The 21,760-nt window shown below is 66.8% G+C and carries 19 protein-coding genes and 1 tRNA gene; 12 read left to right on the top strand and 8 right to left on the bottom strand.

Annotated features, from left to right (window positions below; all coding sequences use genetic code 11):
• The first annotated feature begins 5 nt into the window (after positions 1-5).
• On the top strand, positions 6-1,301 hold the full coding sequence (locus Q8S30_RS16905) for a malonyl-CoA decarboxylase (RefSeq protein ID WP_371135545.1): 1,296 nt from the start codon (positions 6-8) through the stop codon (positions 1,299-1,301).
• A complete protein-coding gene (locus Q8S30_RS16910; protein WP_305667204.1) occupies positions 1,298-2,812 on the top strand; it encodes a malonyl-CoA synthase in 1,515 nt (504 codons plus the stop codon). The genes Q8S30_RS16905 and Q8S30_RS16910 overlap by 4 nt, the downstream gene beginning before the upstream one ends.
• Positions 2,813-2,884: 72 nt before the next feature.
• Here Q8S30_RS16910 and Q8S30_RS16915 read toward each other — a convergent pair whose 3' ends face one another.
• Positions 2,885-3,379, bottom strand: a complete 495-nt coding sequence (locus tag Q8S30_RS16915) for a ferritin-like domain-containing protein (protein WP_305667205.1) — start codon at positions 3,377-3,379, stop codon at positions 2,885-2,887.
• 354 nt (positions 3,380-3,733) lie between these two features.
• On the opposite strand from Q8S30_RS16915, the gene Q8S30_RS16920 reads away from it, so the two are divergent.
• The 9 genes from Q8S30_RS16920 (at position 3,734) to Q8S30_RS16960 (ending at position 13,448) form a co-directional block, all read left to right on the top strand.
• On the top strand, positions 3,734-4,777 hold the full coding sequence (locus Q8S30_RS16920; protein ID WP_305667206.1) for an NAD(P)-dependent alcohol dehydrogenase: 1,044 nt from the start codon (positions 3,734-3,736) through the stop codon (positions 4,775-4,777).
• A gap of 359 nt (positions 4,778-5,136) precedes the next feature.
• Entirely contained in the window at positions 5,137-6,021 is an 885-nt protein-coding gene (locus tag Q8S30_RS16925) for an AraC family transcriptional regulator (RefSeq protein ID WP_305667207.1), read from the top strand.
• Between the two features lie 97 nt (positions 6,022-6,118).
• A complete protein-coding gene (locus Q8S30_RS16930) occupies positions 6,119-7,036 on the top strand; it encodes an ABC transporter substrate-binding protein (protein ID WP_305667208.1) in 918 nt (305 codons plus the stop codon).
• 101 nt (positions 7,037-7,137) lie between these two features.
• Positions 7,138-8,640 (top strand): sugar ABC transporter ATP-binding protein, encoded by a 1,503-nt coding sequence (locus tag Q8S30_RS16935; protein WP_305667209.1) that lies wholly within the window; start codon positions 7,138-7,140, stop codon positions 8,638-8,640.
• Positions 8,630-9,613 carry an ABC transporter permease gene (locus Q8S30_RS16940; protein WP_305667210.1) on the top strand — a complete coding sequence of 328 codons (984 nt, stop codon included), beginning with the start codon at positions 8,630-8,632 and terminating at the stop codon, positions 9,611-9,613. The genes Q8S30_RS16935 and Q8S30_RS16940 overlap by 11 nt, the downstream gene beginning before the upstream one ends.
• A complete protein-coding gene (locus tag Q8S30_RS16945) occupies positions 9,604-11,247 on the top strand; it encodes an FGGY-family carbohydrate kinase (RefSeq protein WP_305667211.1) in 1,644 nt (547 codons plus the stop codon). Before Q8S30_RS16940 ends, Q8S30_RS16945 begins: the two co-directional genes overlap by 10 nt.
• A 24-nt stretch (positions 11,248-11,271) precedes the next feature.
• A complete protein-coding gene (fsa, locus tag Q8S30_RS16950) occupies positions 11,272-11,925 on the top strand; it encodes a fructose-6-phosphate aldolase (RefSeq protein ID WP_305667212.1) in 654 nt (217 codons plus the stop codon).
• Positions 11,926-11,933: 8 nt separating this feature from the next.
• Positions 11,934-12,659, top strand: a complete 726-nt coding sequence (locus tag Q8S30_RS16955) for an SDR family oxidoreductase (protein ID WP_305667213.1) — start codon at positions 11,934-11,936, stop codon at positions 12,657-12,659.
• A gap of 60 nt (positions 12,660-12,719) precedes the next feature.
• Positions 12,720-13,448 carry an SDR family oxidoreductase gene (locus Q8S30_RS16960; protein ID WP_305667214.1) on the top strand — a complete coding sequence of 243 codons (729 nt, stop codon included), beginning with the start codon at positions 12,720-12,722 and terminating at the stop codon, positions 13,446-13,448.
• Between the two features lie 202 nt (positions 13,449-13,650).
• Here the strand turns inward: Q8S30_RS16960 and Q8S30_RS16965 are convergent, their stop codons facing one another.
• From Q8S30_RS16965 to Q8S30_RS16990, 6 genes are all read right to left on the bottom strand, one after another.
• Positions 13,651-14,367: a hypothetical protein gene (locus Q8S30_RS16965; RefSeq protein WP_305667215.1), complete on the bottom strand. Its 717-nt coding sequence runs from the start codon at positions 14,365-14,367 to the stop codon at positions 13,651-13,653.
• A 148-nt stretch (positions 14,368-14,515) separates the two neighbouring features.
• A tRNA-Glu gene (locus Q8S30_RS16970) sits at positions 14,516-14,590 on the bottom strand.
• A gap of 146 nt (positions 14,591-14,736) precedes the next feature.
• Positions 14,737-16,485: a single-stranded-DNA-specific exonuclease RecJ gene (gene recJ / locus Q8S30_RS16975; RefSeq protein ID WP_305667216.1), complete on the bottom strand. Its 1,749-nt coding sequence runs from the start codon at positions 16,483-16,485 to the stop codon at positions 14,737-14,739.
• A gap of 106 nt (positions 16,486-16,591) precedes the next feature.
• On the bottom strand, positions 16,592-17,557 hold the full coding sequence (gene glpX / locus Q8S30_RS16980; RefSeq protein ID WP_305667217.1) for a class II fructose-bisphosphatase: 966 nt from the start codon (positions 17,555-17,557) through the stop codon (positions 16,592-16,594).
• Between the two features lie 158 nt (positions 17,558-17,715).
• On the bottom strand, positions 17,716-19,002 hold the full coding sequence (locus tag Q8S30_RS16985) for a homoserine dehydrogenase (protein WP_305667218.1): 1,287 nt from the start codon (positions 19,000-19,002) through the stop codon (positions 17,716-17,718).
• Between the two features lie 73 nt (positions 19,003-19,075).
• On the bottom strand, positions 19,076-19,318 hold the full coding sequence (locus tag Q8S30_RS16990; protein WP_305667219.1) for a hypothetical protein: 243 nt from the start codon (positions 19,316-19,318) through the stop codon (positions 19,076-19,078).
• 441 nt (positions 19,319-19,759) lie between these two features.
• Between Q8S30_RS16990 and Q8S30_RS16995 the strand changes: the two genes are divergently transcribed.
• On the top strand, positions 19,760-20,347 hold the full coding sequence (locus tag Q8S30_RS16995; protein ID WP_305667220.1) for a TetR/AcrR family transcriptional regulator: 588 nt from the start codon (positions 19,760-19,762) through the stop codon (positions 20,345-20,347).
• Positions 20,348-20,625: 278 nt separating this feature from the next.
• Here Q8S30_RS16995 and Q8S30_RS17000 read toward each other — a convergent pair whose 3' ends face one another.
• On the bottom strand, positions 20,626-21,537 hold the full coding sequence (locus tag Q8S30_RS17000; RefSeq protein WP_305667221.1) for a pirin family protein: 912 nt from the start codon (positions 21,535-21,537) through the stop codon (positions 20,626-20,628).
• Between the last annotated feature and the right edge of the window lie 223 nt (positions 21,538-21,760).

A 21,760-nucleotide genomic window follows, 5' to 3' on the forward strand; every position in this document is an offset into this window, starting at 1 on the left:
GCCGGATCGCCTTCTTTGCCGATATCATGGGGACGCTGTTCGAGCGGCGCCCCGGCAATGCCGCTGCCCCCAGCCGGGCGCCGATGGCCGCGCTCTGCGAGGGGCTGCTGTCGGCGCAGGGCGAGGTGTCGGGGATGCGGCTGGCGCGCGATATCTTGCAGCGCTACCGCGCGATGAGCGCCGCAGAGAAGCGCGGCTTCTTTGAGCATCTGGCCGAGGCGCTGGACGTGGACAGCGCCAAGGTCATCGCCGCCGCCGAACGCTATGCCGCCAAGCGCGATGCGGCATCCTATGGTGAGCTGAGCCGCGAGGCAGAGCCGCCGCGGCAGGAACTGCTGCGCCGCCTGAACCAGGCGCCGGGGGGCACGGAAGAACTGGTGCAGATGCGGCTCGACCTGCTGCAGATGGAGCCATCCCCGGCCCTGCAGCGCATCGACCTGGACTTCGCGCATCTCTTCGGCAGCTGGTTCAATCGCGGCTTTCTGGTGCTGCGCCATATCGACTGGCGCACCCCGGCGAACATCCTTGAGAAGATCATCCAGTATGAGGCCGTCCACGCCATCAACGACTGGGACGACCTGCAGCGCCGCCTGCGCCCGTCCGACCGGCGCTGCTTTGCCTTCTTTCACCCCGCGATGCCGGAGGAGCCGCTGATCTTCGTCGAGGTCGCGCTTTGCCGCGGGATCCCAGGTTCGGTGCAGCGCCTGCTGGCCGAGGGGCGAGAGCCGGTGCCGGATGCCGAGATCGACACGGCGGTGTTCTACTCCATCTCCAACTGCCAGGAAGGGCTGCGCGGCATCTCCTTCGGCAACTCGCTGATCAAGCAGGTGGTGGACGAGCTGCACCGCGACCTGCCGCAGGTGAAGACCTTCGTGACCCTGTCACCCGTGCCGGGCCTCGCGCGGCACCTGAAGGCCATCGCCAAGGACCGGCCCGAGGCGGCGGCGCTGCTGGCCGCGGCGGCGAAGGGCGACCCCGAGGCGCTTGGCCCGCATCTGGCAGCGCTGAAATCGCTGACGGCGGAGTTCTTGCTGACCGCCAAGCGCCCCGACGGGATGCCTGCCGATCCGGTGGCGCGCTTCCATCTGGGCAACGGTGCGCTGCTGCATGACGTGCACGCGCTGGCCGATACCTCGGCCAACGGGCTGCGGCAATCTTGCTCGGCGATGGTGAACTACCTCTACGATCTGGCAAAGGTCGAGCGGAACAACGAAAACTTCGTCACCGGCAAGACTGTCGCCGCGGCGAAATCCGTCCAGGCCCTGCTGCCGCAGGGCACCTCTACAGGAAGAAAACCATGACCAACCCGCTGTTCGACACTCTGGTCGCCCCGCTTGCCACGCGCGAAACCGCGTTCCTGACCGATGCTGCCGGCGCGCAGATGACCGGCGCCGCCTTCCACGCCCTTTCGCTGCGCTACGCCGCGGCGCTGGACGGGCTGGGGCTGCGCCCCGGCGACCGGATGGCAGTGCAGATCGACAAGACCCCGCAGGCGCTGGCGCTCTACGCCGCCGCTCTCGCCTCGGGCGTGGTGTTCCTGCCGCTCAACACCGCCTACACCGCGGATGAGGTGGAGTATTTCGTCGGCAACTCCGAGGCTGCGCTGCTGGTCGGCAGCCCTGCCCGCGCCGATGCGCTTGGCGCGGTGGCGGCGCGGCATGGCGCGCAGTTCCAGACGATGGACGATGCGGGGGAGGGCACGTTGCCGGACCTCGCCGACGCCGCCCCCGAAGGCTTCGCCCCGGTCCCGCGCGGGCCGGACGATCTGGCGGCGATCCTCTACACCTCGGGCACCACCGGCCGGTCCAAGGGCGCGATGCTCAGCCAGCAGAACCTGCTGTCCAACGCTGAAGTCCTCGCCGCCGAATGGCGCTTTACCCCGGGTGACGTGCTGTTGCACGCGCTGCCGATCTTCCACACACACGGCCTGTTCGTGGCCTGCAACGTGGTGATGCTGTCCGGCGCCTCGATGATCTTCCTGCCGGGCTTCAAGGCCGATCAGGTCATCGGCTGGCTGCCGAAGGCCACCACCATGATGGGCGTGCCCACCTTCTACACCCGCCTGCTGGACGATCCGCGCTTCAACCGCGATCTGGTCGCCCATATGCGCCTTTTCACCTCCGGCTCCGCGCCCCTGCTGGCCGAGACGCATGTGCAGTTCGAGGAGCGCACCGGGCACCGGATCCTTGAGCGCTATGGCATGACCGAAACCAACATGAACACCTCCAACCCCTACGAGGGCGACCGGCGGGCGGGCACCGTGGGCCTGCCGCTGCCGGGGGTGGAGCTGAAGATCACCGACCCCGTGACCGGCGAGGCCCTGCCGCAGGGCGAGCCCGGCATGATCGAGGTGCGGGGTGGCAACGTCTTCAAGGGCTACTGGCAGATGCCGGAAAAGACCCGGGAAGAGCTGCGCGAGGACGGGTTCTTCATCACCGGCGATATCGGGGTGATCGACACCGATGGCTATGTCAGCATCGTCGGCCGGCAGAAGGACCTGATCATCACCGGGGGCTACAACGTCTACCCCAAGGAGATCGAGCTGATCCTCGATGACCAGCCCGGCGTGCTGGAAAGCGCGGTGATCGGCGTGCCGCATCCGGACTTCGGCGAGGCGGTGGTGGCGGTGCTGGTTCCCGCGAAGGATGCCGAACTGGACACCGCGGCCATCGCGGCGGTGCTGGGGCAATCGCTGGCGCGGTTCAAGCAGCCCAAGCAGATCATGGTGCTGCCCGACCTGCCGCGCAACACGATGGGCAAGGTGCAGAAGAACCTGCTGCGGCAGGACTATGTGGGGCTGTTTGCGGGCTGACCTCCAAAGGACTTCCAAGAAAAAGCCCCGGCCGTGACGGCCGGGGCTTATGGGTAGGGCAGGGGCCGGTGATCAGGCCGCCATCGCCGCCTTGTTGGCGTCGGTCTTGGCAAGCTGCGCCAAGGCCTTTTCGGTGGCCTGCTCTTCTGCCAGCGTTTCCATCAGCAGCTTGGCTGCATCGGTGTGGCCCAGAAGCGTCGCCCAGCTGGACAGCGTGGTGTAGCGGGCCATCTCGTAATGCTCGACCGCTTGCGCCGCGGCCACCAGGCCGGCGTCGATCGAGGCCATGCCCTTGTACTGGTCCATGATCTCTTCACCCTCTTCGAGGATACCGTCGATCGCCGGGCAGGTTTTGCCAGCCGCACGCTTGCCAAGCGCCTCGAACACCTGATCAAGGCGCTCTTTCTGGGTCTCGGTCTCTTCCTTGTGCTTCAGGAAGGCGTCGCGGAGCATCTCCGACTGCGCGGCGCGGGCCATCTTCGGCAGAGCTTTCAGGATCTTGCGCTCGGCATAATAGATGTCCTTCAGGCCGTCGAGGAACAGCGATCCAAGGTCTTTATCTTTCATGGTGATCTCCGGGGGGTTGGAGTGTCTGATACCGGGAGAACGTGGTAGAGGTGGGGATGTTCCCGTGGCCTGCCCGGCGCAGGCGTAGATCCGCGGATGCACTGGCCTCGGAGTAACGGTGCCGAGCGCGGCGCGCGGGGAAGGAGGCTTGCCAAGGGGGCACGCGACTTGCGCAGAACGGGCCCTGCGGAGTGGTAGTTTTTTTCCCCACCGCCAGATTTACCCAAGGCCCCGGTGCAGGAGGCCTTTACAATGCCCGGTGCCGGCCTTTCTCAGTTCGCCGAGGGCAGGCGATGCCGCCCCGGGCCCCTCGGCCCGCGGCGGCGCCGGATGACAGCTTTGGGAGGAACGATCATGCCGACATCACTGGTGCTGGAACGCAAGGGCGAGCTGTCGCTGCGCGACATCGCGCTGGACCAGACCCTGACGCCGACGGATGTGCGCATCGCGGTGCGGACGGTCGGCGTGTGCGGGTCGGACGTGCATTACTACACTCACGGCAAGATCGGCCCTTTCGTGGTGACCGAGCCGATGGTGCTGGGGCACGAAGCCTCGGGCGTCGTCATCGAGGTCGGCGCGCAGGTCACCCATCTCAAGGTTGGCGACCGCGTCTGCATGGAGCCGGGGATTCCGGACCCGACCTCGCGCGCGTCGAAGCTGGGTATCTACAACGTCGATCCGGCCGTGCGCTTCTGGGCGACGCCGCCGATCCACGGCTGCCTGACCCCCGAAGTCGTGCACCCGGCCGCCTTCACCTATCTGCTGCCGGACAATGTGTCCTTCGCGGAAGGCGCGATGGTCGAGCCTTTTGCCATCGGAATGCAGGCCGCGCTGCGGGCGCGCATCCAGCCGGGCGATATCGGCATGGTCGTCGGGGCCGGCCCCATCGGCATGATGACGGCGCTGGCGGCGCTGGCGGGTGGTTGTGCCAAGGTCTATGTCGCCGATCTGGCGCAGCCCAAGCTGGACATCATCGGGGCCTATCCGGGGATCGAGACCATCAATATTCGCAACACCCCTGCGGATGAGGCCATCGCCAAGGCAACCGGCGGATGGGGCGCGGATGTGGTGTTCGAATGCTCGGGCGCGGCGCCGGCGATTCTCGGCTTGCCCAAGCTGGCGCGGCCGGGCGGGGGCATCGTGCTGGTCGGGATGCCGGTCGATCCGGTGCCCTTCGACATCGTTGGCCTTCAGGCGAAAGAGCTGCGGGTCGATACGGTGTTCCGCTATGCCAATGTTTATGACCGCGCCGTATCGCTGATCGCGGCGGGGAAGGTCGATCTGACGCCGCTGATCTCGCTGACGATGCCCTTTGCCGACAGCATCGCCGCCTTTGACCGCGCGGCCGAAGGGCGCGAGACCGACGTCAAGATCCAGATCGAGATGCCCGCGGCCTGATCGCCGCCTGTCCTGCACCGAGCGTGGCGCCCCCTTGTGGGGGCGTTGGTGCTGGTGCCGAGGCGTTGCGCAGGGGCCAGAAAAGTATAAGCAGATGCAGATGGCTTATCGGCAGCCGTGGCTGCTCGGTTGCCTTGTTTCATGGCGCTGCCCTGCAGCGTTATGCGGCGATGCAGCATTCTTCCTTGCTCGCGATTATCCCCCGCCGATGATTTTTCTCTGCCATGCGTCAAAAAAGTATCGGAAAATTTCTCGTGGGGTCGTGGCTGCCACTTCCCTCCCCGTGCTACCAATAACTCAGCGCCAAGGAGGGCCGGCATCGCCAAGGCGAGCCGCGCTGGCGCGGAGGGGAGGACGCGATGCAGCCTGATCTGGAACTGGTGCATATCCGCAAGGGCGAGTCCTTTGCCGCCTGGAAGCATGGTTATCCGTTCCGCACGGTGCGCTGGCACTTCCACCCTGAATACGAAATTCATCTGGTCGTGGCGACCAGCGGCAAGTTCTATATCGGCGATCATGTGGGCGAATTTGGCCCCGGCCAGCTGATCATGACCGGCCCGAACCTGCCGCAGAACTGGATCAGCACCATCCGCCCCGGCGAGATCGTGCCGCAGCGCACCGAGGTCATCCAGTTCCCTGAAAGCTTCATCGAGGGCGCGCGCAGTGCATTTCCCGAAATGGAAACCGTGCGGCAATTGCTGGAGCGCAGCCGCCGCGGCCTGCTGTTCGATGATGAGACCGGCCGCGCTGTCCGGCCGCTGATGCGTGCGCTGATTGATGCGCGGGGCGTGCGCCGGCTGGGACTGTTCTTCCAGATCCTCGACCTGCTGGCCAATGCGCCGAAATCGCAGACCCTCGCCAGCCTCAGCTTCGTGCTGGACATGGAGCGGGCCGAGGAGTCGGACATGAACCGCGCCATCGGCCATCTGCGCGAGAACCTGCACGAACCGCTGAGCGAAACCGAGCTGTCCGACCTGACCGGCCAGAGTCAGAGCGCGTTTTCCCGCTCGTTCAAGCGGCATACCGGCACGACGCTGGTGCGCTATCGCAACCAGATGCGCATCGACCTGGCCTGCCACATGCTGCTGTCAGACCCCGAGGCTCGGGTCGCCGACATCTGCTATGATGTGGGCTTTTCGAACCTGTCCAACTTCAACCGCCATTTCCTCAAGCTCAAGAAGATGTCGCCTTCGGAATTTCGCGCGACCTTCGCGGCCAACCAGACGATCCGCATGGCCAGCTGACCCGCCACGCCCCACCAATACCCTTTGACCGCTGCTGCGCATCCGCGAGCTGCGACCAGAGGGGGACTGCCAACTTTACCAACGGGAGGACTACCACATGAAAACCCTGCTCAAGACCGTCTCCGTCGTTGCCCTGGGGCTTGCCGCCTCGGCCGGCGTCGCCACGGCCCAGGACGACAAGCTGAAGATCGGCATGACGTTCCAGGAGATGAACAACCCCTATTTCGTCTCGATGCTCGAGGCGCTGAACGAAGCCGCGGCCCAGATCGGCGCCGAGGTCATCGTGACCGATGCCGGCCATGACGTGGCCAAGCAGATCTCGGATGTCGAGGACATGCTGCAGCAAGGCATCGACATCCTGCTGCTGAACCCGACCGACAGCGCGGGCGTCGAAGCGGCCGTGCGCATGGCCAAGGATCAAGGCGTGATCGTGGTGGCTGTCGATGCCAACGCGAATGGCCCGGTCGATACCTTCGTCGGCTCCAAGAACCGCGATGCGGGCTACCTGTCCTGCGATTATCTGGCCGAAGCCCTTGGCGGCGAGGGCGAGGTTGCCATCCTTGACGGGATCCCGGTCGTGCCGATCCTGCAGCGTGTCGAAGGCTGCAAGGCCGCGCTTGCGGAACATCCCGGCATCACCCTGGTCGACACCCAGAACGGCCGTCAGGACCGTTCGGTCGCCCTCGGCGTCGTCGAGAACATGATCCAGTCGCACCAGAACCTGGCCGGCATCTTCTCGGTCAATGACGGCGGCGCGATGGGCGCGCTGGCAGCCATCCAGGGCTCGGGCCGCGACATCAAGCTGACCTCGGTCGATGGCGCCCCCGAAGCGGTCAAGGCGATTGCAGATGGCACGCCCTTCATCCAGACCACCGCGCAATTCCCGCGCGATCAGGTCCGCGTCGGCCTTGGCATGGCGCTGGCGCAATACTGGGGCGCGCGCGTCGTGCCGTCCGAGGTGCCGATCGACGTGCGCACCGTGGATGCCGAGAACGCAGCCGGTTTCAGCTGGTAATCTACCGTTGACCCTGCCGCGCCCGGCAAGGGCGCGGCCCACCGCAAAACCCTTGGCCGCGCCCATCCCGGGCGCGGCCCTCGCAGATCACCGGAGCCGACATGCTGGAACTGACGGGAATACGCAAAAGCTTCGGCCGGATCGAGGTCCTGCACGGCGTCGACCTGCATGTCCGCGCAGGTGAGGTTCATGCCCTGCTGGGTGAGAACGGGGCCGGGAAATCGACCCTGATGAAGATCGTCAGCGGCATCATCCAGCCCTCGGAAGGCCAGATCATGGTCGATGACGAGCCGCGCCGGTTTGCCAACTATGACGAGGCCATCGCCGCCGGCATTGGCATCGTGTTCCAGGAATTCAGCCTGATCCCTTATCTGACCGCCGTCGAGAACATGTTCCTCGCCCGTGAGCTCAAGACCCCGCTGGGGTTTCTGGACCGCAAGGAAATGCGCCGCCGCGCGCAAGAGATCCTGCGCCGGCTGGAGGTGGACCTGCCGCTGGACGTGCCCATTGCCCGGCTTTCGGTCGCCGAGCAGCAATTCGTCGAGATCGCCAAGGCGCTGTCGCTGAACGCCCGTATTCTGGTGCTGGACGAGCCGACCGCGACGCTGACCCCCGCCGAGGTTGAACATCTGTTCAAGGTCATGCGCGAGTTGCGCACGGCGGGCGTGGCAATCGTCTTCATCTCGCATCACCTCGAGGAGATCTTCGAGATCTGCGACCGCATCACCGTGTTGCGCGACGGCGAGTTTGTCGACAGCTGCGACGTGGCCGATGTGACGACCGACCGGCTGGTCGAGATGATGGTCGGCCGCCGGATCGAGAACAGCTTTCCGCCCAAGCCTGCCGCCAACCCGGGCGCAAAGGTGGTATTGGAGGTTGAAGATCTGCAACTGCGCCGCGGTGGCCCGCTGTCATCCTTCCAGCTGCGCGCCGGCGAGATCCTGGGTTTTGCCGGGCTGGTCGGATCGGGCCGGACCGAAACCGCGCTATCGATCCTGGGCGCCTATCCCGCCGTGCGCTGCAAGGTCAGCATCGGCGGCATTCACACCCGCCTGCGCGATCCGGCCGACGGGTTGGCGCGCGGCATCGGGCTGCTGCCCGAAAGCCGCAAGGAGCAGGGGCTGATCACCGATTTCTCGATCCTGCAGAACATATCGCTGAACAACTACGGCAAGTATCGCAAGGCCCACTGGTTCATCGACTTCAAGAAAGAGCTGGCCTGCACGCAAGAGGCGATGGACCAGGTCCGCGTCAAGGCGCAGGGCCCCCGCGCGCGGGTCGATACCCTGTCGGGCGGCAACCAACAGAAGGTGGTCATCGCCCGCTGGCTGAACCATGACATGCAGATCCTGATCTTCGACGAACCGACACGCGGCATCGATGTCGGCGCGAAGTCAGAGATCTACCAGTTGATGCGCGACTTCACCGCGCAAGGATACGCCATCATCATGATCTCGTCCGAGCTTCCCGAAATCATCGGCATGTCCGACCGGGTCTGCGTGTTCCGCTCGGGCGGCATTGTCGCCACCGTCGAAGGCAGTGCCATCACCTCGGAACAGATCATGACACACGCAACGACCGGAAGGGTTGAACATGTCGCATGACGCCAATATCGAAACTGCGGCCAAGCGCGGGGGGCGCCAGGCGGCGCTGGACTGGCTGTTCCATTCGCCGCTGGCCCTGCCGCTGGTCGGGCTGATCGTCGTGTCGATCCTGATGACCTTTGCCAGCGACAACTTCTTCAATGTGAACAACATCCTGAACGTGCTGCGGCAGGTTTCGGTGGTGGGCATCCTCGCGGTTGGCATGACCTTTGTCATCCTCATCGGCGGGATCGACCTGTCGGTGGGCGCGGTGATGGCCCTCGCGGGCACCATTGCCGCCGGGCTCATGGTCAACATGGGTCTGCCGGGCGGGGTGGGGCTGGTCGCGGCGCTGCTGGTCGGGCTGGGGCTTGGGCTCTTCAACGGCGCGCTGGTCGCCTGGGGCAAGATGCCGTCCATCATCGTGACGCTGGCCACGATGGGTATCGCCCGCGGATTGGGACTGATCTATTCGGGCGGCTACCCGATCAGCGGCCTGCCCAGCTGGGTGTCGTGGTTCGGGGTCGGCCGCATCGGCAATATCCCGGTACCTGTGATCTTGATGGTCATCGTCTATGCGCTGGCCTGGGTGCTGCTGCAGCGCACGCCCTTTGGCCGCCATGTCTATGCCATTGGCGGCAACGAGACAGCGGCGCGCCTGTCGGGTGTGCGCACCGGGCTGGTCAAGCTGGCGGTCTTCGGCATCTCGGGCCTGACCGCCTCGCTGGCCGCGATCGTGCTGACCGGCCGGTTGATGAGCGGCCAGCCCAATGCCGGTGTCGGGTTCGAGCTGGATGCGATTGCCGCGGTGGTTCTGGGCGGCACCGCCATCGCCGGTGGGCGCGGCCTGATCCTGGGCACGCTGATCGGCGCGGTGTTGCTGGGCATCCTGAACAACGGCCTGAACCTGATGGGGATCAACCCCTACATGCAGGACGTCATCAAGGGCCTGATCATCCTGCTGGCCATCTATATCGGCCGCGAATGGCGCTGACCGGAGGGATGGGGATGCATTTCATCGGCATCGACGTGGGCACAGGCTCGGCCCGGGCTGGGGTGTTCGATGCGCAGGGTGCCTTGCTGGGTACCGGCAAGCAGGACATCGCGCTGCACCGCCCCTCGGGCGAGATCGCAGAACAGTCCAGCGCTCAGGTCTGGGGCGCCGTCTGCGCCGCCACGCGCGCAGCGATGGCGCAGGCTGCGGTGGATCCGGCGAGCATCGGGGGTATCGGGTTCGATGCGACCTGTTCGCTGGTGGTGATCGGAGACGCCCCGCTTGGGGTCGGCGATCCGGGGCACCCGGAGCGCGACATCATCGTCTGGATGGACCACCGTGCCGTCGATCAGGCGGCGCGGATCAATGCGGGCGACCATGCGGTGCTGCGCTATGTCGGCGGCCGCATCTCGCCCGAGATGGAGACGCCAAAGCTGCTGTGGCTGAAGGAACACCGTCCCGAGGTGTTTCGCGCCGCCCGGCATTTCTTCGACCTGACCGACTTCCTGACCTGGAAGGCGACCGGCAGCCTTGCGCGTTCGACCTGCACCGTCACCTGCAAATGGACATATCTGGCGCATGAGCGGCGGTGGGACGCCGAATATTTCCGCGCCATCGGCCTGGAAGAGCTGGCCGACGAGGGCTTCGCGCGGATCGGCACTGACGTGGTCGAGCCGGCAACCCCGCTTGGCATGGGTCTGGCGGCCGAGGCGGCGCAAGCCCTGGGCCTGCCCGCCGGCATTGCGGTCGGCGCCGGGCTGATCGACGCCCATGCCGGCGGCATCGGCACGGTCTGCGCCCGCGGCGGGGCCGAGGATCCGGCAAGCTCGCTGGCATATGTGTTCGGCACGTCGTCCTGCACCATGACCACAACGCGGCAGCCGGCCTTCGTGCCCGGCGTCTGGGGCCCGTATTTCTCGGCCATGGTGCCGGGGGTCTGGCTGAACGAGGGCGGGCAATCCGCCGCCGGGGCCGCCATCGACCATCTGCTGCGCCTGCACCCGGCCCAGGCCGAGGCCGCTGCCGCCGCCCGGGCCGAAGGCGCCTCGCTTCCCGAATGGCTGGCGGATGCGGCGCTGGCACAGGCGGGCGACGCCTCGGGCGCCGTGCGTCTGGCGGCGCATCTGCATGTCGTGCCGGAATTTCTGGGCAATCGCGCGCCCTTTGCCGACCCCCATGCCCGTGCCGTGGTCGTGGGCCTCGGGATGGAAACGGGCATCGCCTCGTTGGTCACGCTCTATGTCGCGGGGATCTGCGGGCTTGGCTATGGGCTGCGCCAGATCATCGAGACGCAGCGCGCGCATGGCGCCGGGGTCGAGCGGATCGCCATCAGTGGCGGGGCAGGGCGACATCCACTGATCCGCCAGATCCTGGCCGATGCCACTGGCCTGCCCGTCGATGCCACTGCCAGCGAGGAGCCGGTTCTGCTGGGCTCTGCCATGCTGGGCGCGGTGGCGGCGGGGGCGTTCCCCGACCTTGGGGCCGCGATGCCGGTCATGTCATCGGTGCAGAGCACCTATCATCCCGGTGCCGGCGCCACCGGGCACCTGCACCGGGCGCGCTATGACGCCTTCCTGGCGCTGCAAGCCGCCGCGCGGGGCATCCGCGCCGCCACCGACGCCGCCCTCGCCTGACCCCCCATTCGCAAGGACCCTCCCATGAAATTCTTCGTCGACACCGCGAACCTGGACGAGATCCGAGAGCTTGCCGATTACGGCCTTCTGGACGGGGTGACCACCAACCCTTCGCTGATCGCCCGGAGCGGGCGTGACTTCAAGGAGACCATCGCGCAGATTTGCGCCCTGGTGAGGGGCCCCGTCTCGGCCGAGGTTGCCGCCACCGATGCCCCCGGCATGATCGCCGAGGGCGAGGTGCTGGCCGCCATCGCGCCCAATGTCGTGGTCAAGCTGCCCACCACGCTGGACGGGCTGAAGGCTTGCCGGCATTTCACCGAACAGGGGATCCGGACCAACCTGACCCTGTGCTTCACCGCCAATCAGGCGCTGCTGGTGGCGAAGGCGGGGGCCACCTATGTCTCGCCCTTCGTGGGGCGGCTCGATGACCTGAACCTCGACGGGATGGCGCTGATCCGCGACATCCGCACGATCTTCGACAATTTCGCCTTCGACACGCAGATCCTGGCCGCCTCGATCCGCAACGCCAACCATATCTCGGCCGCGGCGGTTGCCGGGGCGGATGTGGCGACGGCGCCAGCCGCGGTGATCAAGGGGTTGATCCGCCACCCGCTGACCGATGCCGGTCTGGCGACATTTTCCGCTGACTGGGCCGCGACCGGCCAGTCCATTCTGTGAGGCGAGCCATGCAGTTCCAAGGTAAATCCGTCATCATCACCGGCGCCGGCAAGGGCATCGGCCGCGCCACCGCCCTGCTGCTGGCCGCGCGCGGGGCCGAGGTGGTGGCGATCAGCCGCACCCAAGCCGATCTCGACAGCCTGGCGCTGCAGACCGGCGGGCGCAGCATCGCGGCCGACCTGTCGGCCCCGGCAGCGGCGCGCGAGGCGATGGCGCGTGCGGGCACCTGCGACTTTCTGGTGAACTGCGCGGGCACCAATGTGCTGGAAAGCCTGCTGGACATGACCGACGCGGGATATTCCACGGTGATGGGCATCAACCTGCACAGCGCCCTGATCTGCGCGCAGGAATTTGCGCGCGCCCGCATCGCGGCGGGCGGGGGCGGGGTCATCGTCAACGTCACCAGCATTGCCGGCCATCGCGGCTTTCAGGATCATGTCTGCTACGCCGCCTCGAAGGCAGGGCTGGAGGGGGCGACGCGGGTCATGGCCAAGGAGCTTGGCCCCCATGGCATCCGCGTTTCGGCCATCGCGCCCACCGTCACCATGACCGAACTGGCCGCCGAGGCCTGGAGCGACCCGGCCAAGAGCGCGCCGATGATGGTGCGCCACCCCCTTGGCCGCTTTGCGGAGGCCGATGATGTTGCCCGCGGCATCGCGCTGCTGCTGTCCGACGACGCGGCGATGGTCACCGGCGGCGTGCTGCCCCTCGATGGCGGCTTCCTCGCGGTCTGACCGGCCTTACACGACACAAGATGACGCGCGGGCCAGTCCCGCCAGATGAAGGAGACGAACATGTCCGCAGAACTGCACGGCAAGGTTGCCGCAATCACCGGCGCCGCCTCGGGCATCGGTCTTGCCGCGACAAGGGCGCTGATCGCCGCGGGCGCCAGCGTCGTGCTGGTGGACCGCAATGAGGCCGCGCTGGCCGAACTGACCGCAGAGCTTGGCCCCAAGGCCATCGCCCAGGTGACCGACCTGCTGGATGCCGGCAGCTGCGACGCGATGGTGCCGGAGATCCTGGAAAAGGTCGGCCAGATCGATATCATGCTGTGCAATGCCGGCAGCTATATCGGTGGCGATCTGGTCGATACCGACCCCGCCGCCATCGACCGGATGCTGAACCTGAACGTCAATGCGGTGATGAAGAACGTTCACGCCGTCGCCCCGCACATGATCGGCCGCAAGACGGGCGACATCATCGTGACCTGTTCCATTGCCGGCCACGCGCCGATCCATGTGGAGCCGGTCTATTCCGCCTCGAAATGGGCGGTCACCTGCTTCGTGCAGACCATGCGGCGCCAGCTGATGGGCCACGGGGTCCGCGTCGGCCAGGTCTCGCCCGGGCCGGTGATCTCGGCCCTGCTGTCGGATTGGGAGCCCGAGCGCCTGCAGCGGATGAAGGATGCCGGCGCGCTGATCGAGCCGACCGAGGTGTCGGACGCGCTGATGTTCATGCTGACCCGCCCGCGCAACGTGACGATCCGCGACATGATCGTGCTGCCGAGCAATTTTGATATCTGAGGTGAGGGCGGCTGCAGGGCGCGCTTTGGTGCGTTCTGCGGCCTGGCATTGTATGCGCCAAGCCTGCACCGCTGCGGGTATCGCCCCCGACGCGCCCCTTGTGGGGATACCTGCAGCCGCTTCTAACGATCTTCCACAGGGCCACTATCGAAGCTGCCTGACCCCCGTTGCCGCAAGGTTTCGGGGGTCTTTTTCGCTATGTTCAGTTGGGGCTTTCGAGATATTCGGCGAAATCTTCGGTGAACTCATACCTGTCAACGTTGTTGAAGGTAATGTTCACAACGGCCCCGTAGTTTTCGCATAGCTTTATTTTTTCACGCAGATGTTCATGGTCTTCAAAAAAGTAGGAAAAGATCATTTTCCCAGACCCGTTGTATGTCCATTTTTTCGACATGATAATTATTTCGCGGGCGAAAGGGTGGTCCTTAAGGTCTTGGCGCATTTCGGAAATTAGTTCGGGCATCTTGCGTTCAAGGTCTTTGAAGTTGCGCGAACGAACAACTTCGAGATTGCGTAGTGCAAGGTATGCTTGGATTTCGGACAGCCTTTTCCATTCGAAAAGCGTATCGGCAGGATGGCTAGGAATATCGGCGTCTATTAGGCGGCTGCACGACTGGCACAGCCATATGCCATTTTCGATAGACGACCGCTGTTCCGGCGTCATAGTTGGGTCAAACCTTGGCCCGCCTGCCGCTGCGGCAGTAATGTGTGCGGCAACTCCGATACTTGCGCTTCCACCGTCGCCGTCTGGCCCGACCGTTGCCCTTCGACACGAAGGGTTCGAACAGATGTAGCCGCTTTGTCGTGCAAGCTTCGTTACTTCGGCTTGTTTGAAATCGTCCCTCATGCCACTCCCTTCGACCAATACTTCGCCGCAGTATGCAGCGCGGGCGTCGCTTGGGGCAAGCCAGCCGTTCACGTTCGCGTGATGGTTTCCAGCCTGTCGCAGCCCCCGAAGGGTCGCTTTCAGGGGTCATTCTGTCATGGGTAGATTGTGGGTAGATTGTGGGTAGAGATTTTCGACCTTGCGGATTATTGAGTAAAATCAACAACTTACATAGGTTGAGTGGCAGCCCGTAGGGGAGTCGAACCCCTCTTCCCAGGTTGAAAACCTGGTGTCCTAACCGATAGACGAACGGGCCACACTGGCGTTTGGCGAAGCTTGCGTTGCCGCGTCGCTTGGCGTGGGCGGTGTTTAGGACAGGGCGCGTTGACTCGCAAGTGGATTTTCGCGTTTTTTGTGAAAGTTCTGGCGCGGCAGCCCCAACTCCCTCAAACACAAGCCTTTTCAGGCTCTTGCGGCGTCTTCCAGCCGCAGTTGCACCTTGCTGCGGCCCTGCCAGTGGTTGATTTCCAGCCGCCCCGCCATGTGGAAGCGGGCGCTCGCGTGCCCCTCCAGCAGCGGGCCAAGCGGGCCGTCGAAGGCGCCGAAGGCCACGGCCTCCAGCCGGGCGCCGGTCTCGTCGCCGAAGGTCACGCGCAGATGGGTCTCGCCGATGCGGCGGGCCTGGGTGATCGCCATCGCGGCAAAGGCAAAGCGCGGGGCCGGGGCGCCCTGGCCGAAGGGGCCGGCCTTGTCGATCTCTTCCACCAGCCCCGGCGTGGCCGCGCCTGGCATCAAGAGGCCGTCGAGCCGGAGGTCGGCCGGCCCGCCCGCACCGGCGCCCTGCCGGGCCAGCAGTTCCGCCAGCCGGTCCATCGCCGGCTCCAGCATGGGCCGCGCCACGGTCAGGCCCGCCGCCATCTTGTGCCCGCCGCCGCGCAGCAGCAGCCCCTCGGCGGCGACACGGTGGATCGCGGCGCCAAGATCCACGCCGGAAACGGAACGGCCGGAGCCCTTGCCCTCGTCCCCCGCCAGCCCGATCACCACGGCGGGGCGGTTCGTCGCCTCCTTCAGCCGCGCCGCGACGATGCCGACGACGCCGGGGTGCCAGCCCTCGCCTGCCGCCCAGACCAGCGGTGCATCAAGGCCGCGCGCCTCGGCCTGCGCCAGCGCGGCGTCGCGCACCCGAAGCTCGATCTCACGCCGTTCGGTGTTGAGCGCGTCCAGCCGTTCGGCCAGCGCCGCCGCCTCATGCGGGTCGGCGGTGGCCAGCAGCCGCGCGCCAAGATCGGCGGCGCCGATGCGGCCGCCTGCGTTGACGCGGGGGCCAAGCAGGAAGCCGAGGTGATAGGCGGCCGGCGCTGTATCCATGCGGGCGATATCGGCCAGCGCCACCAGCCCCGGCCGCTCGCGCCGTGCCATGACCTTCAGCCCCTGCCGCACCAGCGCGCGGTTGACGCCGGTCAGCGGCGCGACATCGGCCACCGTCGCCAGCGCGACCAGATCCAGCAGCGCCAGCAGGTCCGGCCCCGCGATACCCTCGGCGCGCAGTTGCCGGTTCGCCTCGACCAGCATCAGGAACACCACCGAGGCGGCACAGAGATGCCCCAGATCGCCGCTTTCATCCTGCCGGTTGGGGTTCACCACCGCCAGCGCGGGCGGCAGCGTCTCGGCGCCAAGGTGATGGTCCAGCACCACCACATCGGCGGCCGCGGCCGCGGCGATGGGCTCATGCGAGAGGGTGCCGCAATCGACGCAAAGGATCAGTCGGTGATCCCGGGCCAGCTCCTGCATTGCGGGCACGTTGGGGCCATAGCCCTCGTCGATCCGGTCCGGGATATAAAGCGTCGCCTGCCGCCCCATCGCGCGCAGCCAGACCAGGAGCAGCGCGGCAGAGGCGCCGCCATCGACATCGTAATCGGCGAAGACGGCAATGCGCTCGCGGTTCTTCACCGCGCGCAGGAAGCGGGCGGCGGCGGGTTCCATGTCCTTCAGGCTGCGCGGATCTGGCAGAAGGTCGCGCAGCTGCGGTTCGAGGAAGCGCTGCACATCGGCCGGGGCGACCCCGCGCGAGACCAGCACACGGGCCAGTGGCAAGGGCAGGCGCGTTTCCTGCACCATCGCTTCGGCAAGCCGGTCCGCCTCGACCGAGGGGCCGACCCAGCGGCGGCCGGTGGCGGAGCATTCGACGTTGAGAAAGGCGCGATCTGTCATGCCGGCTTGATGGCGCAAATCGCGGGCGCTGGCCAGAGTGGATGGGCCAGAGTGGATGGGCCAGAGTGGAAGGGGCGGGGGCGTGATCCGCCCCCGCCGCCAGAGGTCACTTGATCGGGTTGCGGTAGATCATCCGCCGCACCGATCCGGTCTTGGACCGCATCAGGATGGTTTCGGTGGTCAGGTACCCCGGCTCGCGCTTGATGCCCTGCACGATGGAGCCGTCGGTGACGCCGGTCGCGGCAAAGATCACGTCGCCGGTGCACATCTCGTCGCGCGCATAGATGCGGTCGAAATTGGTGATGCCGGCCTTGGTGGCGCGGCCGCGCTCGTCATCATTGCGGAACATCAGCTTGCCCCACATCTGCCCGCCCATGCATTTCAGCGCGGCGGCGGCCAGAACGCCCTCGGGCGCGCCGCCCGAGCCCATATACATGTCGATGCCGGTGATGTCGGCCTCGGCGCAGTGGATCACGCCGGCGACGTCGCCATCGGTGATCAGGCGGATCGAGGCGCCTGTCTCGCGCAGTTCGGCGATCATCTCTTCATGGCGCGGGCGTTCCAGCACGCATAGCGCGATGTCGGACATCTTGCAGCCCTTGGCGGCGGCCAGCGCGGCGACCCGCTCGGTCGGGTACATCTCGAGGCTGACCACGTCCTTGGCATAGCCCGGACCGATGGCCAGCTTGTCCATGTAGACGTCAGGCGCGTGCAGCAGGGTGCCGCGCGGGGCCATGGCGATCACGGTCAGCGCGTTGGGCATGTCCTTGGCGGTGAGGGTCGTCCCCTCCAGCGGGTCCAGCGCGATATCCACGTCCGGGCCGTTGCCGGTGCCGACCTCCTCGCCGATGAACAGCATCGGCGCCTCGTCGCGCTCGCCCTCGCCGATCACCACGACGCCCTTGATGTCGAGCATGTTCAGCTGGTCGCGCATCGCGTTGACCGCGGCCTGATCGGCCGCCTTCTCGTCGCCGCGGCCGATCCAGAGTGCCGAGGCATGGGCCGCCGCCTCGCTGACCCGGGCGAGGCCGAGCGAGAGCATACGGTCGTTGAAGTCGAGGGGAAGGGTCATCGGATCATCCTGCGGTAAGTGCGACGTTGATCGCACCTAACCCGAGGAATGTGACAGGGGCAAGGCTGGCAGCGCTAACGCGCTGCCCCAAGGGCATCCGGGACGGCAGGCCAGCGCAGCGTGGCGGCACTGCTGCCCGCTTTCCGCGCAGGCGCGGGTCAGACAGCCTCGATACGGAAGGCCACCGGCACGCCGGTGACGACGCCGGTGGCGGCAAAGCCGTGGAAGGCATGGTCGATCGCGTCGCGCGTGGTCTTGTGGGTGACGATCAGCACAGGGGCGGTGCCGGCATCATGCCCGTATTGCCGCATCCGGTCGATGGAGATGCCGTTCTCGCCCAGAACCGTGGCAATCTTGGCCAGTGCGCCGGGTTTGTCCTGAAGCTCCATCCGCAGGTAATAGGGCGCGGGGGCCGTGGCCTTCGCCGCGACCGGCACCGCCAGCGTATTGGCAGGCTGGCCGAAGGTGGAAATGCGGGTGCCACGGGCGATCTCGATCACGTCGGCCATGACCGCGCTGGCGGTCGGGCCCATCCCGGCGCCGGGGCCGCGCAGCACGATCTGGCCAACGCTGTCACCCTCCAGCACCACCATGTTGGTGCCGCCCTGCAGCTGCCCCAGCGGGCTGTCGGCGGGCACGAGGCAGGGCGACATCCGCTGTTCCAGCCCGCGCCCGGTCATCTGCGCGACGCCAAGCAGCTTGATCTTGAAGCCCATGTCCCCAGCCCGGCGGATATCGTCGATAGAGATCCGGCCGATCCCCTCCAGATCCACGGCGTCAAAGCTCACTTGCGTGCCGAAGGCGATGGCGGCCAGCAGGCTGAGCTTGTGCCCTGCGTCGATGCCGCCGACATCGAGGTTCGGGTCGGCCTCGAGATAGCCAAGCTGGCGCGCCTCTTCGAACACCGTGTCATAGGGCAGGCCGGCGCTGTCCATCCGCGTCAGGATATAGTTGCAGGTGCCGTTCATCACGCCCATGACGCGGGTGATGGCATTGCCCGCCAGCCCCTCGGTCAGCGCCTTGATCACCGGGATGCCGCCGGCCACCGCCGCCTCGAAGCGGATCACCCGGCCACGCGCCTCGGCGGCCTCGGCCAGCGCCTGGCCGTGATGGGCGAGCAGCGCCTTGTTGGCGGTGACGACGTCCTTGCCCGCCTCAATTGCCGCCAGCGTCGAGTCCTGGGCCGGGCCTTCGGAGCCGCCCATCACCTCGATGAAGATGTCCACATCCGCGCGGCGGGCCAGCGCCACCGGGTCCGTCTCCCACGCGTAATCCGACAGGTCGGCATCGCGGTTCTTGCTGCGGTCACGGGCCGAGACGGCGGTGATGACGATCCTGCGGCCACAGCGCCGCTCGATCAGATCGGCATGGCGCTGGACGATCTTGACGATGCCGATGCCCACGGTCCCCAGACCGGCGATGCCAAGGCGCAGCGGTTCGGACATGGGGCGGGCTCCTGTAGGTGGCGTTCGGGTGGTCTGTTAGCGGGTTCGCGGGGCGCTTGCAACGCGGCGCGGCTCAGGGGGTTGCGGCCTGCATGGCGGCGGCGCGGGCGCGCAGGGCATCGGCGCGCGCTTGCTCCGCCGCGGTGGGGTCGGGCAGGGCGGCACCCGCCTGCGCTTGCGCGATGACCGGGGCCAGCGGCACCAGCTCGGGCCAGCCCGGCTGCGCGGTCAGGCTGGTCTGCGGCTCGCCCAAGTCTGGCGCAACCGAACAGGCAGGGATCAGGCCAAGGGCAAGCGCGAGCGCAAGGCGGGTCATCGGAAACCTCCGGGGGGAATGCGCGCAGACCATAGGCCGGGGGCGGCGGGGGCAGCAAGGGGGCGTGGGGGGCGTGGTGTCTCGGTGGATCGCCAGGTCTGGGCCCCTCTGCCGCCATTGGGCCGGTTGGTTCGGGCGGGAAAAGGCGAGGCACTGCCTCGCCCCGCCCGTGCGGGACTATTCCCACAGAGCCGCTGGCGACGCGAGACCGAGGGAGGCCAGCGCCCGCCAGGGGCGGGGCGGGCGCTGGCCGGGCCCTTTGGGGGCCCGGCCGATGTGGGTTGAGAGGGCGGTGGGTGGCGAAGGCGAGGGCCTTCGCCAAGGAACTCGCCGAAAGCGAATGCCAAGCGGCTTCCGTCCTCGGAGTCGGCGTCCTAGCCGAGACTCCCGCCGCGCTCGCACGGGCTTGGAATTGAACGCGCGTGCAGATACCACAGTCGAATGGCACGCAAGACCGGCTCCCATTCCGACATCACCGGCCCCCGGGTGCGCGCGGCGGCGCTGCGGCTGTTCGCGCGAGATGGCTTCGCGGCCGTCTCGATGCGGCAGATCGCGGCCGAGGTGGGGGTGCAGGCGGGCGCGCTCTACCTCTACACCCCTGACAAACAGGCGCTGCTCTTCGACCTGCTGAAGGCGCATATGGATGACGTGCTGAGCCACTGGGCCGCCGAGCCGAAGGGCAGTGGCCCGCAGGAGGCGCTGGAGGCCTTCGTGCGCTTCCACATCCGCTTCAGCCTGACCCGGGCCGAGGCGGTGTTCCTGTCCTACATGGAGTTGCGCAACCTGACGGCCGATCATTTCGCCAAGATCGAGGCGCTGCGCCGCGCCTATGAGGATCAGCTGGAGGCGATCCTGGAGGAGGGGCAGGCCTCGGGCGCCTTTGCCGTGCCCGATACCAAGCTGGCGACGATGGCGATCATCGCCATGCTGACCGGGGTGAACACCTGGTACCGCGAAGGCGGGCGCCTGTCGCGGGACAGGGTGGAGCAGATCTATCAGGACATGGTGCGCAGCGCGGTGCAGGCGTGAGGGGAGGGTCTTGGGCTTCGCCTCCCAAGGTCGCCTTCCAGAATTTCGGCCGTCGACGAAATTCTGATGTGCCCGCCCCCCCTTGGCGGGCACATGCGTGCCCACCGGGGCGGGCCCATCAGAATTGGAGAAGTGGGGCCAAGCGGCACCCCCTTGCTCTGCGGCTTGCGCCTTCGGGCAACCGACGCGGTCGGCTTGCCACTGGCAAGCCGCCTGATCGCGCCGGAAACAGGTCTGCAGATCGAGGGGAGTGGGCCAGTGGAAGCCAGCCTTCCGCGCTAATGCGCCGGCCGGATGAAGCTGCCGTTGCGCAGGTCGGCCATCGCCTGCCGGATCTCTTCTGCCGTGTTCATCACGATCGGGCCGTGCCAGGCCACCGGCTCCTCGATCGGCGCACCCGAGATCAGCAGGAAGCGCAGCCCCCGCTCGCCGGCCTGCACCGTCACCTCATCCCCCGCGCCAAAGCGGATCAGGGTGCGGTCGCCCGACAGGTCGCGGATGTTCACCTCGGCGCCCTGCACCTCTTTCTCCAGCAGCACGCCCTGCGGGCGGCTGGCATCGGCAAAGCTGCCGGTGCCGTCGAAGACATAGGCAAAGGCGCGGCGACGGGTATCGACCTTGAAGGTCTTGCGCAGCCCGGCGGGCACGGTGATGTCGAGATATTGCGGATCGGCGGCGATGCCTTCGACCGGGCCGCGGCGGCCCCAGAACTCGCCGATGATCACCCGCACGATGGTGCCGTCATCGTCGATGATCTCGGGGATATCGGCGCCCTTCACATCCTGATAGCGCGGCTGGGTCATCTTCAGATGGCCGGGCAGGTTGGCCCAAAGCTGGAAGCCGTGCATCTGGCCCGAGGCGTTCCCCTTGGGCATTTCCTGATGCATGATCCCCGAGCCCGCGGTCATCCATTGCACATCGCCGGCGCCCAGAAGGCCGCGATTGCCGAGGCTGTCGCCATGCTCGACCGTGCCCGAGAGCACATAGGTGATGGTCTCGATGCCGCGGTGCGGGTGCCAGGGGAAGCCGTTCTGGAAATCCTCGGGCCGTTCATTGCGGAAATCGTCGAACAGCAGGAAGGGGTCCAGCTCTGACGGGTCATGAAAGCCGAAGGCGCGATGCAGCTTGACGCCGGCACCTTCCGTCGTGGGTTGGGCGAGGCGGGCTTCGGTGACGGGACGGATCGACATTGGGCGGGCTCCTTTCCGGCGCTGCGGGCTGCAGGCTTGGATGCTGGCCCTGAATATGGGATCGCGCGTCCCCCTGCCTAGCCGCCGCCCTCGCGCAGGGCCTGTGCAGGGCTGCGGGGGGGGGGGGGCGCCATTAGGCCGCCGGCACTTGGAAATGTTGTATTCCCCCGTGGAGGCAAAGCGCGGCCCGGGGGGAATGAAGTTTGTGTACCACATATCCGCG

The organism is Frigidibacter sp. (genome assembly GCF_030695035.1).
Classification (GTDB): domain Bacteria; phylum Pseudomonadota; class Alphaproteobacteria; order Rhodobacterales; family Rhodobacteraceae; genus Frigidibacter.

Bases quoted from the DNA above. Each gene is read 5' to 3' on its own strand.
- Q8S30_RS16985 (WP_305667218.1), bottom strand. From the start codon at position 19,002: ATGTCCGAACCGCTGCGCCTTGGCATCGCCGGTCTGGGGACCGTGGGC.
- Q8S30_RS16945 (WP_305667211.1), top strand. From the start codon at position 9,604: ATGGCGCTGACCGGAGGGATGGGGATGCATTTCATCGGCATCGACGTG.
- glpX (WP_305667217.1), bottom strand. From the start codon at position 17,557: ATGACCCTTCCCCTCGACTTCAACGACCGTATGCTCTCGCTCGGCCTC.
- Q8S30_RS16995 (WP_305667220.1), top strand. From the start codon at position 19,760: ATGGCACGCAAGACCGGCTCCCATTCCGACATCACCGGCCCCCGGGTG.
- Q8S30_RS16930 (WP_305667208.1), top strand. From the start codon at position 6,119: ATGAAAACCCTGCTCAAGACCGTCTCCGTCGTTGCCCTGGGGCTTGCC.
- Q8S30_RS16920 (WP_305667206.1), top strand. From the start codon at position 3,734: ATGCCGACATCACTGGTGCTGGAACGCAAGGGCGAGCTGTCGCTGCGC.
- fsa (WP_305667212.1), top strand. From the start codon at position 11,272: ATGAAATTCTTCGTCGACACCGCGAACCTGGACGAGATCCGAGAGCTT.
- Q8S30_RS16955 (WP_305667213.1), top strand. From the start codon at position 11,934: ATGCAGTTCCAAGGTAAATCCGTCATCATCACCGGCGCCGGCAAGGGC.
- Q8S30_RS16940 (WP_305667210.1), top strand. From the start codon at position 8,630: ATGTCGCATGACGCCAATATCGAAACTGCGGCCAAGCGCGGGGGGCGC.
- Q8S30_RS16935 (WP_305667209.1), top strand. From the start codon at position 7,138: ATGCTGGAACTGACGGGAATACGCAAAAGCTTCGGCCGGATCGAGGTC.
- Q8S30_RS16990 (WP_305667219.1), bottom strand. From the start codon at position 19,318: ATGACCCGCCTTGCGCTCGCGCTTGCCCTTGGCCTGATCCCTGCCTGT.
- Q8S30_RS17000 (WP_305667221.1), bottom strand. From the start codon at position 21,537: ATGTCGATCCGTCCCGTCACCGAAGCCCGCCTCGCCCAACCCACGACG.
- Q8S30_RS16925 (WP_305667207.1), top strand. From the start codon at position 5,137: ATGCAGCCTGATCTGGAACTGGTGCATATCCGCAAGGGCGAGTCCTTT.
- recJ (WP_305667216.1), bottom strand. From the start codon at position 16,485: ATGACAGATCGCGCCTTTCTCAACGTCGAATGCTCCGCCACCGGCCGC.
- Q8S30_RS16910 (WP_305667204.1), top strand. From the start codon at position 1,298: ATGACCAACCCGCTGTTCGACACTCTGGTCGCCCCGCTTGCCACGCGC.
- Q8S30_RS16960 (WP_305667214.1), top strand. From the start codon at position 12,720: ATGTCCGCAGAACTGCACGGCAAGGTTGCCGCAATCACCGGCGCCGCC.
- Q8S30_RS16915 (WP_305667205.1), bottom strand. From the start codon at position 3,379: ATGAAAGATAAAGACCTTGGATCGCTGTTCCTCGACGGCCTGAAGGAC.